This is a genomic window from Streptomyces sp. NPDC002793 (genome assembly GCF_040295485.1).
Classification (GTDB): Bacteria; Actinomycetota; Actinomycetes; order Streptomycetales; family Streptomycetaceae; genus Streptomyces.
On the sequence record NZ_JBEOVL010000002.1, the window covers coordinates 19,904 to 36,301 of the forward strand.

The following is a 16,398-nucleotide window of genomic DNA, read 5'->3' on the forward strand; positions in this document are numbered from 1 at the left end:
ACCCCTATGCCTGCCCGGCGTACGGCCCGGTCGGAGCGGAGTTCACCCGGACGGCGGACGGAAAGGCGGCACCGGACCGGGACGGTGGGCCCGTCACTGCCGGGGAACACCGCGCACGGGATGCTTGCTCATGATCGAGACCCGGTTGAAGGCGTTGATGGTGACGGCGACCCACACCACGGCGGAGATCTCGTCCTCGGAGAGATCACGGCGGGCCGTGGTGTAGGCGTCCTCCTGCAAGGAGGCGTCGGCGGGGTGCGTGGTCGCCTCGGCCAGGGCCAGTGCGGCACGTTCCTGCGCGGTGAACACCTCGGTGTCACGCCAGGCCGCCAGCACGCCCAGCCGCTGGGTGGACTCGCCCGCGCGCACCGCGGCCCTGGTGTGGACGTCCAGGCAGTACGCGCAGCCGTTGATCTGCGACACCCGGAGGTTGACCAGTTCGACGAGGGTGCGCGAGAGCCCCGCCTCCTGGGCCACCGTGCGGACCGCCTCGGCCGTGGCGGTCAGCGCGTGATAGGCCTTCGGACTCTGCTTGTCGATGTAGACCCGCTTCTCCGCATGGCCCGCCTGCGTACCGTGCACCCTGGGTTCCTCACCGGGGCTTGCCGCCGCCCCACGTCGTGCCGAGCGTCCGAGTGACGACGGCTTATTATCGAGCATGATCGTTGAACATATAAGCACCTTTGTCTCACCGGAGGGTCCACGATGAGCGGTGTCCACGTCGATGTGCTGACGGCGCGGGACGTTCCCCTGGGCGGCCCGAGGGCGATGACGGTACGGCGCACCCTGCCGCAGAGGGCCCGCACGCTCATCGGAGCCTGGTGCTTCATCGACCACTACGGTCCCGACGACGTCGCGGGGACCGGCGGGATGGACGTGGCTCCGCATCCGCACATCGGCCTGCAGACGGTCAGCTGGCTGTTCAGCGGGGAGATCGAGCACCGCGACAGTCTGGGCAGCCACGCCTTCGTGCGCCCCGGCGAGCTGAACCTGATGACCGGTGGCCACGGGATCAGCCACACCGAGGTGTCCACCCCGGACACCTCGGTCCTGCACGGCGTCCAGCTGTGGGTGGCCCTGCCCGAGGAGCACCGGAACACGGGGCGCGACTTCCGGCACCACGCACCGGGCCCGGTACGCCGGGACGGGGCCGTGCTCAGGGTGTTCCTCGGCTCCCTCGCCGGGGACACCTCACCTGTCCCGACGTTCACACCGCTGCTCGGGGCCGAGATCGTCCTCGATCCGCACGCGACGACGACGCTCGGCACGGACCCTTCCTTCGAGCACGGTCTCCTCGTCGACCAGGGCACCATGCGGATGGCCGGAACGACGCTGCACCGGGCCGAGCTGGGCTACCTCGGCCCGGGGACCGAGCAGCTGACCCTGACCAACGAGACGGATGCCCCCGCCCGGGCCGTGCTCGTGGGCGGCACGCCGTTCGAGGAACGTATCGTCATGTGGTGGAATTTCGTGGGCCGCAGCCACGAGGACATCGTCGTGGCACGCCAGGACTGGGAGGCCGCCTCCGAACGGTTCGGCCAGGTCGACGGTTACCCCGGCGAACGGATTCCCGCCCCCGCCCTCCCCAACGCCACCATCGCACCGCGCGGCAACCCGACACGCTCGAAAGGCAGCACACGATGACCCGGTCCACCGCCCCCCTCGTCCGTGAGGTCGACGTCAGGCACCGCTACGAGATCCTGGTCGACGAGGTCGCCGCCGGGTTCACCGCCTACCGCGACCGCGACGGGCAGCGCGTCTTCTTCCACACCGAGATCGACGACGCCTTCGCCGGCCAGGGGCTGGCCTCCGTCCTCGTGCAGGAGGCGCTGACCCAGGTACGGGCCTCGGGCAAGCGGATCGTGCCGGTCTGCCCGTATGTGGCGAAGTTCCTCAAGAAGCACGAGGAGTTCGCCGACATCACCGACCCCGTCACCCCCGAGGTCCTGCAGTGGCTGGAGACCACCCTGGCCCGCTGAGGCCCCTTCGAAGGTCGGGGCGTCAGGCCGGCCGCAGCTCGAACCAGTCGAAGGCCGGAGCGCCCCGGGTCGCGTACATGCCGATGACGCGGCCGGTGAAGCCGCCCGCGACCTCGGTGGTGAGGTAACGGCCGTCGAGTTCGGCGAGGACCTCGAAGTGTCCCTCGTCGGTCTCGTACCCCAGGCGCAGGGTGTCGGGGCCGCCGACGCGGAGCCCGGAGGGCGCCGCGGTTCCGGGGTCCTCAGGACGCACCGTGACGGTGGGCGGCAGGATGTCCTCGGTGGTCACGTCGATCCGTAGTGTCAGAGGGCCCGGAGGCAGGGCTCGTTCGGCGATCGTCTGACGCAGCGGGCCGATGCGGGCGACGGCACGCACCGTGCCGTCCTCCGTCTCCACCTGGTAGTGGTGCGCCTCGTCGAGCCGTACGGCAAGCCCGCCCCGGCCGCCTTCGCCCGCGTCCGCACGCACCCGCGCGCTGCAGTCGGGGTCGTGCTGGCGCCGGCCCACGAAGAGTGCGCCGGGCTGGTCCAGGCCGTCCGCGCGGGCGTGCAGGACCAGGTGGCCCGGCCGCTCGTCCAGGCGTACCGCCGCCGGATCACGCCGCCTCGGCGACACCCAGCACGGGGCGAGCTCGGTGGAGTCGAAATCGTCGCGGCACGGCTCGTCGGGCCAGGGGTGCGGGGTCAGTGCCGGTGCCTCGGCACGCAGTTCCAGCGGTCCGGGCAGCGGCCACCCGTCCTCCCAGCGCACCGGCACCAGGAACGTCTCCCGGCCCAGTCCGTGGAACCCGGGAGTGTCGCCGCGGGGCCGGGTGCCCAGCAGCACCATCCACCAGGTGCCGTCGTGGGCCTGCACCAGATCGCCGTGACCGGTGTTCTGCACCGGGTGAGCGGTGCTGCGGTGCGACAGCACGGGGTTGTCCGGGTGCGGCTCGAAGGGCCCCGGCAGCGTGCGGGCCCTGGCCACGGACATCGCGTGCCCGCTCTCCGTTCCGCCTTCCGACAGCAGCAGGTACCACCACTCGCCGATCCTGTACAGGTGCGGGCCCTCGGGGTACTTGAGTCCGCTTCCCGACCACATCCGCACCGGCTCGCCGAGCAGTTCACCCGTCGCCGGGTCGATGCGCACCGCGCGGATCCCGTCGTGGGAGAACACGCACCAGCAGTTCCCCTCCTCGTCCCAGGCCAGATCGGGGTCGATGCCGGGGATGCCGACCGGTACGGGGTCCGACCACGGGCCGGCGGGGTCCTCCGCGGTCACCAGGACGGTGTCCGCGCCGGCCACCACGGTTGTGATCATCCAGTAACGGCCGTCGTGGTGCCGCAGGGTGGGGGCGTACACCCCGCACGAGGAGGGGGCCGTGTCGGGCAGCTCCAACTGTGACGGACGGTCCAGGGCGTGTCCGACGAGCCGCCAGTGCACGAGGTCCCGGCTGTGCCACAGCGGCACCCCGGGTACGTACTCGAAGCTGGACGTCGCCACGTAATAGTCCTCGCCCACGCGGCAGATGCTCGGATCCGGGCTGAAGCCGGGTATCACGGGATTGTCGAAGTACGCCATGGTCCGCCCCCGGGGCTCAGGCCGGGACGGGGCACCCAGGCCGTGATCATTGAAGCGCTTCGAAGATGGCACCCGGGCGGAGAGGTGTCAATGGGCCTACCGGAACCAGTATGGGGTCGAAACGCTTCGACAGTGTCCGCGGCCCTTCGGCGTTCCGCCGTCACGTCCGACTGCGCCTCCGGCGGATCGCGAGGCGGAGCGGGCCCGTGGTCAGGGTGGAGGTCGGGACGGGTTCGACCGGCCGGTCCGTTCGGCCTGGTGGCCGGTCGTGCCCCGTGCCGCGTCGGCACGGGGCGCCGTCGGGTCAGCGCAGCGTCGCGTACACGATGAGGTTGTCCACGGGGTGGCCCGCTGCGTCGTAGCCTCCGTCACAGGTGATCAGTCGGAGCACCCGCTCGTCAGTGGCTCCGTACACCTTCGCGGTGGGGAAGGCGTTCTTGCGGACCGTCTCCGTGCCGGTGACCGTGAAGTGCGCCTTCTTTCCTCCCCCGCCGGAGACGGCGATGTCCGCGCCCTTGGCGATCCTGTGCAGGTCGTGGAAGACGGCCTTGCCGAACCGCGTGTCGTTGTGGCCGATGAGCACGGCCGGGCCGGGCTCGCCGGGGACGGCACCGCCCGCGTACCAGCCCGCCGTCATGCCCTGCTCGGCCGGCGGTACCTCGACCGTGCCGTCCTCGTTGAGTCCCAGCCTCAGCAGCGTGCTGTCTATCCCGAGCGACGGGACCGCCAGCCGCGTCGGTGCCGGCGCCTTCGGCGCTTCCGGGGGCCGGGCCTCCGACGAGGAGGTCTCGGCGGAGGGCGCGGAAGCGTCGGGCGCGTCGGACGCGCCGCAGCCGGTGACGGAGGCGAGCAGCAGGGCGGCTGCCGCCATGGACAGGGCTGAGCGCCATGACGTGTTCGGTGCGAGGGACATGAGTGGTACTCCGGTGCGCTGGGCGAGGGGCGGGACGGGGGAACGGCGGGTGGCGCCGCCCCCTTTCGGGGAGCGGCGCCACCGTGCGGGATCAGCCGTTGCGCTGTGCGGCCGCCCGGCGGCGCAGCACGAAGGCTCCGGCGCCCGCGAGCAGCAGCGTGCCGGCCGCGGAACCGTAGAGCGCGGTGTCTCCGGCCTGCCCGGCCGGACGCTCCCCGGCGGCGACGCCGCCCCGCGGCATCGTTCCCGCCGGGACGGACTCGGCCGGAACCGGGGTCGGGGCCTCGGTCGGCTCGGCTCCTTCGGGTGCGGGGGTGGGGGCGGCGCTGGACGCGGCTTCGGTGGGTGCGGGGGTCGGGACGGCGCTGGGGGCGGCTTCGGTGGGTACCGGCGTGGGGGTGTCGTCGGCGACGGCCGTGCCGGAGGGCAGCAGGACCGCACCGAGGGCGGCGGCTGCGAGGACCGCGGTACGCAGGGTCGGGCGAAGGGACATGAAGAACTCCGATTCCAGCTCGGCGTTGATGGTGCCCGCGCACGGATGCGCGTCGGGCGCCGGGCTTGCCCACAGACTGGAGTGAAGTTATGAGGAAGCTGTCAGACCGCTGTGTTCATCGGATCAGGTCCGGCCGGTGGCAGCCGAAGGGTGAACACGGATCCCTCGCCCACGGTGCTGGCCACGGCCGTCGTCCCGCCGTGGGCCTCGACGAGCTTGCGGACGATCGCCAGGCCCAGACCACTGCCCCCGGTGCGGCGGCTGCGTGACTTCTCCGCGCGCCAGAACCGGTCGAAGACGTACGGCAGGTCCTCGGGGGCCATACCGCTGCCGGTGTCGGCGACTTCCACCACTACCTCGTCCTCCGCTCCCCCGGCGGAGTGGGCCCGCAGCGTCACCCGTCCTCCCGCCGGTGTGTGGCGCACGGCGTTCGAGACCAGGTTCCCGATCGCCTGCCGAAGCCGTACCGGGTCGGCGGTCAGCTCGGGTACCGTCTCGTGCCCCTCCGGAACGGCCACCGCGAGGGCGACCCCGGCGGCATCGGCCTGGGCCTGATGGGCCGCCACGACGTGGGCGAGCAGGTCGTCGATCCGTACGGGCTCGGGGTGCAGCCGCAGGGCGCCGGCGTCGGCCGCCGACAGGTCCTGGAGGTCGTCGATGATGTGCTGGAGCTGCAGCGCCTCCTCCAGGAGCGAGGAGACGAACTGGGCGTCCGTGTCGGCGATGCCGTCCTGGGCTCCCTCCAGCCATCCGCGGATGTTGCTCAGCGGGGTACGCAGTTCGTGCGCCACATCGCTGACCATCACCTTGCGCTGTTCCTCCATGCGTGCGCGATGGGCCGACATGTCGTTGAAGGCGGCGGCGAGCCGGCCGATCTCGTTGTCCGCGGCGACGACCACGGGGGAGGGGCCTTCTCCGTCCCTCATGCGCTGGGCGGCGCCCGTGAGCGCGTGCAGGGGCCGCACGAGCCTGACTCCGGCGAGGATCGAGGCGCCGACGGTGAGCGCGAGGACGAGTGCCGCGACCCCGATGAGCTTCGCCGTGTTCCCGGCGGACAGCTCGAAGCCGGGAACGGCACCGCCACCCGGGTCGCCGATGAACAGCAGTGCCGGCGAGGCGACGTACGAACTGAGCTGCTCCTGGCGGGCGATGCCGACGCACGAGGCGATGTCGCGGTCGTTCTCGCTGTCGAGTGCCGCGGGGGTGGGGGGCGCGGTAGGCGGGGACTCCTGCGGCACGGCGACGGTGGGCACGGGCGAGGGCACCGCCACGGCCTCGTCCTCCGTGTTCCACGAGAGGTCGAGGTCGAGCCGTACGGCGTCGCGCCCCTGCCGGTCCAGGCAGGCGTTGACGAGCACGTTGAGAGCGGTGAGCGCCTTCGTCTCCGTTTCGGTGGGGCTGTCCAAGGCGTCCGTCGAGCACCGGCTGCCACGCATTCGGTCCGGATCGTTGCCCACGACCTGGATACGGGGCCGGCCGCTCGGGCTCTCGACGACGTCCGAGGCGATCCCGGACCGGCTGAGGCACCGCACCATCTCCTCAGCGGTGCGCCGCAGCGACGTGCGCTCCGTCTGCGGCAGTCTGAACGGTCCGACCGCACGCGGGTCCACCCGGTCGCTCCCGGTGCGCTGCTGCCCGTCCGTCCCCGGCTCCGCGACCGTCACGGAACCGGAACCGGAGCCGGAAGCGGAGGAATCGGAGCCCGTGTCAGGACCGGAGGCCACGGCGGCCACGGACAGCGGGTCCACGACCGCTGACGCCTGCGGTGGCAGCGCGGGTGGCTGCGGGGAGGAGCCGGCGGAGTCCGCGAGTACGTCCCGGGTCTGCGTCGTCAGCGTGATCCGCCGGTCGGAGGCGTCGGCCAGCTCGTCCACGGTCGCCCCCACCCCCTCCCAGGTGGGGTGTTCGGCCGCGTAGGCGAGCAGGGCGTCGAGGACACGGGTGTCGGCCGCGAGATTGCGGCCCTGCTCCTGTTCGATCGCGCCGGACGTGGTCTGCGCGGCCAGCCACGCGGTCGCGGCGACCGAACAGGCCGCGACGAGCGCCGACACGGCCAGCAGCCGGCCGAGCAGACTCTTGCGCAGCGGCAGCCGCAGGCGCTGCCCTTCGCGCTCAGCGCGCCTGCGCACGCGGGGTCCCCTTCAGCGGGTCCATGAGTTTGTAGCCCACTCCGAAGACGGTGAGCAGCCGGACCGGCCGCCGGGGCGCGCGCTCGATCTTCTTGCGGAGGTTCATGATGTGCACGTCCACGGTACGGGTGCTGATGTACCGGTCGAAACCGTGGAGTTCGGCGAGCAACTGCTCCCGGGTGAAGACTCGTTCGGGTTCGGCGGCCATGGCCGACAGGAGCCGGAACTCCCCTGGCGTGCACTCCACCCCCACGCCGTCGACCGCCACCTCGTGGCGTACGGAGTCCACGGTGAGAGTCCCCACCCGCAGCATGTGGTGGTCATCGCGGCCCTCGTCCCGCCGGGTGCGCCGCAGGAGCGTGCGTACCCGTGCCATGAGCTCCCGCGGACTGTAGGGCTTGGTCATGTAGTCGTCCGCGCCCAGGTCCAGACCGAGCAGCAGGTCGTCCTCGGTGGCGCGGGCGGTCAGCATGAGGACCGCCAACTCCCTCTGCTCGGCGCGCAGTATGCGGATGACGTCGAGCCCGTCGGCCTTCGGCATCATCACGTCGAGGACCAGCAGGTCCGGCGCCCCGTGGCGTGCCTGGTCGAGGGCGGCGAGGCCGTCCGGCACCACCGTGACCACGTGGCCTTCGCGTTCGAGGTAGCGCCGGACCAGCTCGGCCTGTTTCGCGTCGTCTTCAGCGACTATGACGTTTGCGCACACGCGGATGATCGTAGAGGAGGTGTGCGAACAGCGTTCCTCCGCAGCGGAATCGGCCGGTGGCCCGGCCCGGGGTGGTCAGCAGACGCCGTCGCCGGGCTTGGGGTTGCCCAGGCCGAACAACGGGCGCAGCTTGAGTCCGGCCCAGGTGCCGATGAGCGCGACCGCGCCCCACAGCCAGCCGCTCAGGCTGCCGGACGAGACGCCCGCCAGATAGGCACCGATGTTGCAGCCTCCGGCCAGCCGGGCGCCGACGCCCATCAGCACACCGCCGAGCACCGCGGCGACGGCCGTACGCCACGGGATGCCGCGGTGCAGGGCCCAGGTGCCGCCCAGGGCGGCTGCCACCGCCGCACCGATCATGATGCCGATGTCGGTGAGGCTGGTCTTGTCGGCCAGCACGGGCCCCGCGAGCATCTCCTTGTTGCCGGGCTGCTGCCACCAGCTCCAGTTCTCCGGGGTGCCACCGAGCGCGCCCACCAGTTCCGAGCCCCACAGACTGAACGCGCTGGTGACGCCCCAGGCTCCGCCGGACACCAGCAGCACGCCCGCGCCGAGCAGGGCCAGCACCAGGGCGCCGGCGGCCAGCGGCCATGAGCCGCGGAGGGCCCGTACGGCCGCCGTGCGCGCCGACGGCACCGCGCCGAGCGGCGGCGGGTTGCGGCGCGCCTGGACGCGCCGGGAGACCACGACGACGAGCAGCAGTGCGGCGATCGTCACCGCCCAGGAGCCGAACCACCCGATGTGGTCGGAGAGTACGACCGGCTCCCAGGCCGGCAGGTCCTTCCACAGGTCGAACTGCCAGGCGGCGAGCGTGGCACCCGCGATGAACCCGCCGAGGGTCAGGACGACCGAGGTCTGCCCCGAGCCGACCGCGAACAGGGTCCCCGAGGCGCAGGCACCACCGAGCTGCATCCCGATCGCGAAGAGCAGCGATCCGACGATCAGGCCGACTCCGATCGACCCGGCGGACGGTGCGGGCTGCGATCCGAACAGCCCGGTGCTCGTGCCGATGATCAGCGCGAACAGGGTGGCCGTGGTCCCGAGCAGCAGCGCGTGAGCCCTCAGCCCGGTGCCGTTGCCGACCGCGACGAGCTGCCGCCATGCGGAGGTGAAGCCGAAGCGGGAGTGGAAGAGTGCGACGCCGAGGCCGAGCCCCAGCAGGAGCAGGACTCCAGGTCGGGCGCCGTGCGCGGACCACACGTACGCGGTCAGGGCCACGGCGAGCAGGCCCGCCACGACGAGGGGCGCCCGGCGGACCGGGGGCAGGGGCGGCGCCTCGGGGCGCGGGGCCGAGGTGGGAGAGGGAACGAGGAGGGCGGGCAGTGCGCGCGGCGGCGCGGCCGGCCCGGCGGGTGGCGCGGTGGTCACGAGTGGTCTCCGGATGGTGCTCGACGGACGGCGGCGGTCGGTGTCGACGGCGCGGCATGCATCGCCGACGCGTGACTCAGCCGCTTCAGAGTCCGTCGTCGACGCACCACGCCGAGTGCGCGAACAGCGCGAGGCACAGTGACAGGGCCGATGCAGACATGCGTACGAATATACGGACGGGCCCGCTCCGGATGCTCGACCGTCTCGCCATGCGGAAGCCTTCCGAGACGTCGAGGGAGCACCGGAGCCCCCTCGGAACCATTGACAGGGCCACGGTCCGAGCGACAAACTCACGGCGATCTGTGAACAATTCTTCACCTTGCGAACACCTATGAGATGTCGGCACGGGCTCGCCCCAGGGGTGCGAACGCCCCGAAGCAGAAGGAGAACGAGCGGTGCACACGACCGTGGGAATCATCGGGGGCGGCCCGGCCGGGCTGCTGCTGTCACGACTGCTCCACCGGGCGGGCGTCGACTGCGTCGTCCTGGAGAGCCGCGACCGGGCCTATGTCGAACAGCGGCAGCGGGCGGGCATCCTCGAGCAGTCCACCGTCGACGCCCTGCGCGAGGCCGGAGCGGCGGAACGGCTGGACACCGAAGGGCTGGTCCACGACGGCGTCGAGCTGCGCTGGGACGGCCGGGCGCACCGGATCGACTTCCCGTCACTGACGGGCGGTCGCCGCGTGTGGGTGTACGCGCAGACCGAGGTCGTCAAGGACCTCATAGCCCTGCGGCTCGCCGACGGCGCGGCCCTCCACTTCGGGGCCGAGGTCCGTTCCGTCGAGGGCGCGGACACCGAACGCCCGACGGTCCACTACGCGCAGGACGGCCGGAACAGGACCCTCACATGCGATTACGTGGTCGGTTGCGACGGCTCTCACGGGGTGGCCCGGGCGGCCGTTCCCGAGGGGGTCCGGCGCACCTACGAGCGGGTGTACCCCTACTCGTGGCTCGGCATCATGGCCGATGTGGCACCGTCCTGCGACGAGTTGATATACGCCCACTCCCCGCGCGGCTTCGCCCTGCACAGCATGCGGTCACCCGAGGTGAGCCGGATGTATCTGCAGGTGCCCAACGGCACGGATCCGGCGGACTGGCCGGACGAGCGGATCTGGGACGAGCTGGACGCCAGGTTCGCACTCGACGACTGGACGCTGGAACGCGGCCCGATCACCTCGAGAAGCGTTCTGCCGATGCGGAGTTCGGTCACCGAGCCGATGCGGTTCGGCCGCGTGTTCCTGGCCGGCGACGCCGCGCACATCGTGCCGCCCACCGGCGCGAAGGGACTCAATCTGGCCGTGGCCGACGTGGTGGTGCTGGGCCGGGCACTGATCCGGCAGCACGAGACGGGCGCGTCCGATCTGCTCGACACCTACTCGGACACGTGCCTGCGCCGCGTGTGGCGCGCCGAGCACTTCTCGTACTTCATGACCACGGCGCTGCACACCGATCCGTCCCAGAGCCCGTTCGACACCCGGCTGCAGATCGCCCAGCTCGACCGCATCGCCGCATCACCGCACGCGGCGGCGGAACTCGCCATGAACTACGCCGGGCTGCCGTTGCCCTGACGGCGCGCCGACGGCCCGCAGACATGCGCCTGCGGGCCCTCCCCACCATTGACACGGGCGGAGGCCGGGGAGAAACTCACACGGCCCGACAGTGGAATTATTTTCACCTCGCGAACAATTGCTCCCGCCGTGGCGTTGTTCCCTCGTACGGGAGGCCCCTCCGCCACGACGCCGTGGCAGAAAGCGAGTGCCCCGTGGCTTCCTCGCACGCTTCTCCACCCGACCGCTCCTTCCGTGTGGTCGCCCCGGTCATCGCCCTGTGCTGGCTCGCCGTGTTCTTCGACGGCATGGACGTCAACATCTACGGCGCGACCATGCCGCACCTCCTTGCCGACGAAGGTCTCGGCTTCACGCCCGCGCTGGCCGGCACCATCGGCAGCTGGACCACCTTCGGCATGCTGATCGGCGCACTGGCCGCAGGCACCCTCACCGACTGGCTGGGCCGGAAGCCGCTGGTCGTGGGCAGCGTCGTGCTGTTCTCGGCGGGATCCGCGCTGTGTGCCGTCGCCCCCGACGCCACCCTGTTCGGCGCAGGCCGCTTCCTCTCCGGCCTCGGCCTGGGCGGCCTCATGCCGATCGGCCTCGCGATCGTCGCCGAGTTCGCACCGCCCCGCCGGGCCGCCCTCGCCACCGGCCTGATGATGACCTCCTACCACGCCGGAGGGATGACCGCCACGGGCATCGGCCTCGTCGTGGCCCCCGAGCACGGCTGGCGCTGGGTGTTCTGGGCGGGCGTGCTGCCCGCCGTGATCGCGGTGCCACTGGTGCAGAAGTGGCTTCCGGAGTCCCCCGGGGTGCTCTTCGCCCGCGGACGCACCGAGGAGGCGCACGCCGTCGCCGACCGCTACCGGCTGGAGCGCCCGGGCGTGCGGGAGGTCCCCCAGGCCGGCGCGAAGGGCCGTATCGCCGCGATCACCGCCCTGTTCGCACCCGGTACCCGCTGGGTGACCCCGCTGCTGTGGATCGCGTCCTTCGCGGGCCTCCTCCTCGTCTACGGCGTCTCCACCTGGCTTCCCGAGCTGATGCGCGCCACGGGTTACTCCCTCTCCTCCTCGGTCACCTTCCTGCTGGTGATCAACGCGGGCGGCATCGTCGGCATGCTGATAGCGGGCCGTACGGCGGACAGGTTCGGCCCGGTGAAAGTCTCCGCGCTCTGGTTCGTACTGACCGCGGTCGGCACCTTCCTGCTGAGGGCACAACTGCCGCTCGGCGCCGCGTACGTGGTCGTCTTCGTCACCGGCATCTGGCTGTTCAGCGCCCAGGTGATGGTGTACGCCGCCACGTCCCGCGTCTACGCGCCCCGCGAACGCGCCACCGGCCTGGGCTGGGTCACCGGCATCGGCCGCACCGGCGCGGTGGTCGGCCCGGCCCTCGGCGGTGCGGTCCTCGCCGGCGGCGACGCGGGCCTCGGTTTCACGACGTTCGCCGTGACCGCCGTCCTCGGCGCCGTGGCGATCTCCCTGGTCCCGTCGGCCACGCGCGGGCGCCGCGGGCGCGGCACGGACCCGGCCCCGGCACTCACCCCGGCGACGGACTGAGGGTCCGGAACCGGCCCGGGTTGCGGCGATGACCGGTCGAATCGTGGAGACTTGGGAAGCCGGGCGGTCGCAGCCGCCGGTGGAAGACCGAGGCCGACGAGGAGGACACGATCAACAGCGCCGAAACGGGGCGGCACCCGCTCGACTCCGCCAGCGTCCTGAACGCGAAGGAGACCCTCTTCCAGCTCCTGAGCCGTGCGGGAATGCTCCGCGACGAAGCCGAGGAGCTGATCGCGATCGTGGAGGCCGGTGCGATCGCCGGCGCGCGCGGCGAGGCCGGTAAGGCGGCGGGTGACCCGGCCGGGAGCGGGGAGCGGTACTGCACCGGCTGGCACGACGGCGCCCGCGCCGTCGGCGACGCGCTCGACCGGGTGGCCGAGCGGGCCCTCGAACGTGCCGTCGGACAGGGGGTGCCCGGCTCGGCGGGAGACTCCGCGCGGGGCCGTCATCCCGTCGGGAGGGTGGACGTGGAGCGCGCGAAGGTCGCCGTGTCGCCCCTCTATCTCGCGTTCAGTGACTCCTCGGATCTCGACCCCGAGGTGTCGGACGAGGTCCTCACCGCCGTGCTCGGCACCATGGGCGTCGTGGGCCGGGTCGGGTACCCCGGACAGCTGGAGCGGTTCACCGAGTCCCATCGGCAGCGGCTGACCGGGCTGTACGCGCGGTACGGGCCGGGCAGCCGCACCGCCGTCCACGGCCGCTACTCCCTCCTCCACTCCCCCACGAGCATCGCCGTACTCGAACGCATCACCGCGGTTCCGGCCGCCCTCCGGTCGGAGTGGGAGCACGCCGAACTGCCCCCGGCGTGGCTGGAAGGGCTCGCCACGGCCTGGCACGCGTCGGAGACCGCCGCCGGCTGACGTCCGTGCCGGGGCGGGACGACACGGTGCACCTGCCAAATCGCAGGTGCACCGTGTGATCGGTGGAGCCCGTGCCTCAGCTCAGCGGTTCGATGCGGATGTTACGGAACCGCACCGCGTTCCCGTGGTCCTGGAGACGGATCGCTCCGGCCGAAGGGCCCTCCGCTCTGCCCGCACCGGTCGGGCCGTCGATCGCGACGTCGTCGTGGATCTTCCGGCCGTTCCACACCACCGTCACCCGCGCGTCGGCGGTCTTGCGGCCGCTGTCGTCGAAGCGCGCCGCCCGGAAGGTGATGTCGTACTTCTGCCATGTCTCCGGGGCCGTGGCCGCGTTGACGTCCGGTGCCTTCTTCTCGTAGATCGCCCCGGCCTCGTTCGTTGCGGGAGTGGTGTCGCCGAAGGAGTCGAGGATCTGCAGCTCGTAGCGGTCCTGGAGGTAGATGCCGCTGTTGCCGCGGTTCTGACCGGTCACGTCGTCCGGAAGCTGCGGCACCCGGAACTCCAGTTGCATCTTGAAGTCCTGGTAGGCGTCCTTGGTGCGGATGTCACCGCAGCAGACCTCCATCGACTGCTCGGCCGACAACGGCCATTCGAGACGCCGCCCGTCCGTGTGCTGCCACTGCCCCTGGGAGGCGGCCGTACCGTCGAAGAGCGCGACGGGGGTGCCGTGCCTCCGCACGGTGATCATGTCGAGGTTGACATGCCCGGTGTCGCCCGCGTCGAAGCGGTAGGAGAGGGTGTTGGGCCCCGCGTGCAGCCGGATCCGTTCGGTCTTGGTCGACCAGTCGTCCCAGGTTCCGGTCGAGGCGAGTGCGGTCTGTCTGAGCTTCTTCCCGTTGACGTGGAGGGAGAGCTTCTTGGTGCCCACGAACGGGTCGGGGCCGTTGGCGTAGCGCAGGTTCACGTCGTAGTCGCCGGCCTTGGGGACGGTCACGTCGAAGGTCGTGGCCGCCTTGCCCTCCGTGTTGTAGCGGTCGACGAAACCACTGCCGGAGTAGCCGGTGTGGTCGGTGTGGACACCGGCCGTCCCGGTGAGCCGGGCCTCCTCCGCCTCGTACGACGTGGCGGGCGGGGGCTGCTTGCCCGGCAGGGCGTTGAGCGTGTACCAGGCCTCCGTGCTCCACAGCGTCTCGCCGGACTCGGACGCGAAGGGGCGCGGTGAGCGGAGGTGTACGACCCGGCCGGGCTTGAGTCCGTCGAGTCGCAGCCGCACGGTGCGGCTGTCGTCGGAGAGTGTCGCCGAGGACACGGCGAGCTGCTCCTCTCCGATCTTCGGGCCGCCGTAGTCGGACGTCGGGGTGTAGCGCCACTGGTCCGCCTGGTAGCGGGACGCCAGCTCCGCCGCGGTGGCCTCCGACACCGGCTGCGTGTACTCCAGGTCGAAGCCGCCGGGGACGGCGCGCATCTCCTTGATGTCGAAGGTGTTGCCGCCGTTCGGCGTGAGCTTCTGCAGGCCGAACTTCAGCTTCCCTTCCTGGCCCCAGTTGCCGTCGGCGCCGAGACCGCCCGCGTATATCGCACCGTCGGGACCCATGGTGATGCGGTTGACGCCCGCTTCGAGCCCCTGCGTGTAACGGAAGACGGCACCCTGGTACTGACCCTTCACCTTCTCCAGGTAGGCACGCTGGAGACCGCCGTAGGTGACGTCGCCGATCAGCATCTGACCGGCGAACCGGCCTTCCTGCAGGTGCAGCGGCGTGCTCGGTGAGTTGCCTATCTCGTTCTGGGGCAGCCAGACCACCGGCTGGGTGACGGGCCGGTCGTCGAACGGGCCCAACGGCTCGGTGTAGTGGTTGAAGAAGCGGTCCTGCTTGATCTGAACGAGCTTCGACGCGGGCAGCCAGCCGCCCTGGTTGTCCGTGGTGAAGATGTCACCGCCGGGTCCCCAGCCGATCCCGTTCGGGGTCCGCAGACCGCCCGCGACCGGATGGATCTTGCCCGTCTTCTTACTGATCCTGTACGTCGTACCGCGGCCCGGCGCGGGCTGCGGGGTGGTCGTGGCACCGCCGTAGTTGATGGCGACTGACAGGTTCACGTAGAAGTGACCCTTGCGGTAGAGCAGCCCGAACGCGAACTCGTGGAAGTTACCGCTGTACGGCCAGGTCGCGACCGTGCGGTACTCGTCGGTGACGAAGTCCTTGTCCTTGTCGACGAGCTGCGTCAGCTCGTGCTTCTGCGAGACGTACAGCGAACCGTCGACGTACTTGATGCCCATCGGCTCGCGCAGGCCCTCGGCGACCTTCTTCACCGTCACCTTGTCGCGGCTGGTGTCCCCCGTGACGTTGTCGAGGAGGTACACCTCGCCGGTCACGTTGTCGCTGCCTCCCCAGGTGGAGAGGGCCAGACGCCCGTCGGGCAGCCAGTCCATCCCGCTGACCTGCGGTTCGAATCCGTCCGGACGCAGGTCGGTGAGGTCGAGGTCGGGGCGCACATCGGCGAGCGGCAGGCCGTCGCCGGGGCTGTCCGCTCCCGATTCGCACTCCTTGCGGCCCGGAGCGGTGACCCGGACGACCCCGGCGTCGGTGCTCAGCGCCTCGGTCGGTACGACGCCGAAGCCGTCGGCCCCCGGCGGCCTCCACGAGAGCGTCAGCTGCTGCTCGCCGCCCCGCTCGAAGTAGTCGACCCGGAACGGGTGTGTGCCCGCGTCGAGTTGGACGGCTCCGTCCTTGGGCTCGGCGCCGTGCAGACCGTCGTGGTCGATGACCACCTGGTCGTCGACGGTGAGCCGCGAGCCGTCGTCGCTGTTGAGACGGAAGGTGTACGTGCCGCCGGCGGGGACGACCAGATAACCGGAGGCCTCGGCCACGAAGTTGTCGGCGAAGCCGCCGAAGTCACCGGCCGTGGACCAGTCCACCGTCGGCATCAGCTTGTCGTGGTTCGGGGTCTGACCCGGTTTGAGCGTACACAGCTTGCTGAGTGGCACCTGCGTGTCGAAGACGCGCAGCGTGACGCCCGGCTCCTGGGGTGGGATGTCGTCCGGTGCCGCTGCGGCCGGAGGGGCGGCCCAGACGCCTCCCGCGAGGAACCCCCCGACGAGCAGGGCAGCGAGGTGTCTTCGGGCACGTGGGAACAGCCGTGGATGCATCGGTCCTCCAGAACGGGGTGGCACTCCGGTCGGGCTGTACGGATCCGCGAAAAGAGCAACAGGCCTGGGTTGCGCCGCCACGCTAGGGGACTTCCGCTGAGGAAGTCCATACTTTGTCATCTGCGAGTTCAAAGTGGGGTGTTGGCCTTGGTGGCCCATTGACAGCCCCGGCACGGCACCCGCGTCACCCCACGCGGC

Annotated in this window: 13 protein-coding genes; 5 read left to right on the forward strand and 8 right to left on the reverse strand. The window is 71.3% G+C overall.

What is annotated here, in order from left to right:
* Window positions 1-93: 93 nt before the first annotated feature.
* A complete protein-coding gene (locus tag ABT001_RS01790; protein WP_351270821.1) occupies window positions 94-582 on the reverse strand; it encodes a carboxymuconolactone decarboxylase family protein in 489 nt (162 codons plus the stop codon).
* 123 nt (window positions 583-705) lie between these two features.
* Between ABT001_RS01790 and ABT001_RS01795 the strand changes: the two genes are divergently transcribed.
* Window positions 706-1,644: a pirin family protein gene (locus ABT001_RS01795; protein ID WP_351270824.1), complete on the forward strand. Its 939-nt coding sequence runs from the start codon at window positions 706-708 to the stop codon at window positions 1,642-1,644.
* Complete coding sequence (locus ABT001_RS01800; RefSeq protein ID WP_351270827.1) at window positions 1,641-1,979, forward strand: GNAT family N-acetyltransferase; 339 nt, start codon at window positions 1,641-1,643, stop codon at window positions 1,977-1,979. Before ABT001_RS01795 ends, ABT001_RS01800 begins: the two co-directional genes overlap by 4 nt.
* Window positions 1,980-2,001: 22 nt before the next feature.
* On the opposite strand, the gene ABT001_RS01805 is transcribed toward ABT001_RS01800, so the two are convergent.
* The 6 genes from ABT001_RS01805 to ABT001_RS01830 all read right to left on the reverse strand — a co-directional run bounded on the left by ABT001_RS01805 (window position 2,002) and on the right by ABT001_RS01830 (window position 9,149).
* Window positions 2,002-3,540: a glycoside hydrolase family 43 protein gene (locus ABT001_RS01805; protein ID WP_351270830.1), complete on the reverse strand. Its 1,539-nt coding sequence runs from the start codon at window positions 3,538-3,540 to the stop codon at window positions 2,002-2,004.
* Between the two features lie 304 nt (window positions 3,541-3,844).
* Window positions 3,845-4,453, reverse strand: coding sequence for a class F sortase (locus ABT001_RS01810; RefSeq protein ID WP_351270833.1), 609 nt, complete (start codon window positions 4,451-4,453; stop codon window positions 3,845-3,847).
* Between the two features lie 91 nt (window positions 4,454-4,544).
* On the reverse strand, window positions 4,545-4,946 hold the full coding sequence (locus ABT001_RS01815; protein WP_351270835.1) for a hypothetical protein: 402 nt from the start codon (window positions 4,944-4,946) through the stop codon (window positions 4,545-4,547).
* A gap of 101 nt (window positions 4,947-5,047) precedes the next feature.
* Window positions 5,048-7,075, reverse strand: a complete 2,028-nt coding sequence (locus ABT001_RS01820) for a sensor histidine kinase (RefSeq protein ID WP_351270838.1) — start codon at window positions 7,073-7,075, stop codon at window positions 5,048-5,050.
* Window positions 7,059-7,781: a response regulator transcription factor gene (locus tag ABT001_RS01825; RefSeq protein WP_351270841.1), complete on the reverse strand. Its 723-nt coding sequence runs from the start codon at window positions 7,779-7,781 to the stop codon at window positions 7,059-7,061. Before ABT001_RS01825 ends, ABT001_RS01820 begins: the two co-directional genes overlap by 17 nt.
* A gap of 75 nt (window positions 7,782-7,856) precedes the next feature.
* Window positions 7,857-9,149: a YeeE/YedE family protein gene (locus ABT001_RS01830; RefSeq protein WP_351270844.1), complete on the reverse strand. Its 1,293-nt coding sequence runs from the start codon at window positions 9,147-9,149 to the stop codon at window positions 7,857-7,859.
* A gap of 395 nt (window positions 9,150-9,544) precedes the next feature.
* On the opposite strand from ABT001_RS01830, the gene ABT001_RS01835 reads away from it, so the two are divergent.
* The 3 genes from ABT001_RS01835 to ABT001_RS01845 all read left to right on the forward strand — a co-directional run bounded on the left by ABT001_RS01835 (window position 9,545) and on the right by ABT001_RS01845 (window position 13,115).
* Window positions 9,545-10,717 carry a 4-hydroxybenzoate 3-monooxygenase gene (locus tag ABT001_RS01835; RefSeq protein ID WP_351270846.1) on the forward strand — a complete coding sequence of 391 codons (1,173 nt, stop codon included), beginning with the start codon at window positions 9,545-9,547 and terminating at the stop codon, window positions 10,715-10,717.
* A gap of 194 nt (window positions 10,718-10,911) precedes the next feature.
* Entirely contained in the window at window positions 10,912-12,255 is a 1,344-nt protein-coding gene (locus tag ABT001_RS01840) for an MFS transporter (protein ID WP_351270849.1), read from the forward strand.
* A 203-nt stretch (window positions 12,256-12,458) separates the two neighbouring features.
* Window positions 12,459-13,115 carry a hypothetical protein gene (locus ABT001_RS01845; RefSeq protein WP_351270852.1) on the forward strand — a complete coding sequence of 219 codons (657 nt, stop codon included), beginning with the start codon at window positions 12,459-12,461 and terminating at the stop codon, window positions 13,113-13,115.
* 76 nt (window positions 13,116-13,191) lie between these two features.
* Here ABT001_RS01845 and ABT001_RS01850 read toward each other — a convergent pair whose 3' ends face one another.
* Window positions 13,192-16,200, reverse strand: a complete 3,009-nt coding sequence (locus ABT001_RS01850) for a 3-keto-alpha-glucoside-1,2-lyase-like domain-containing protein (RefSeq protein WP_351270853.1) — start codon at window positions 16,198-16,200, stop codon at window positions 13,192-13,194.
* Window positions 16,201-16,398 lie beyond the last annotated feature (198 nt).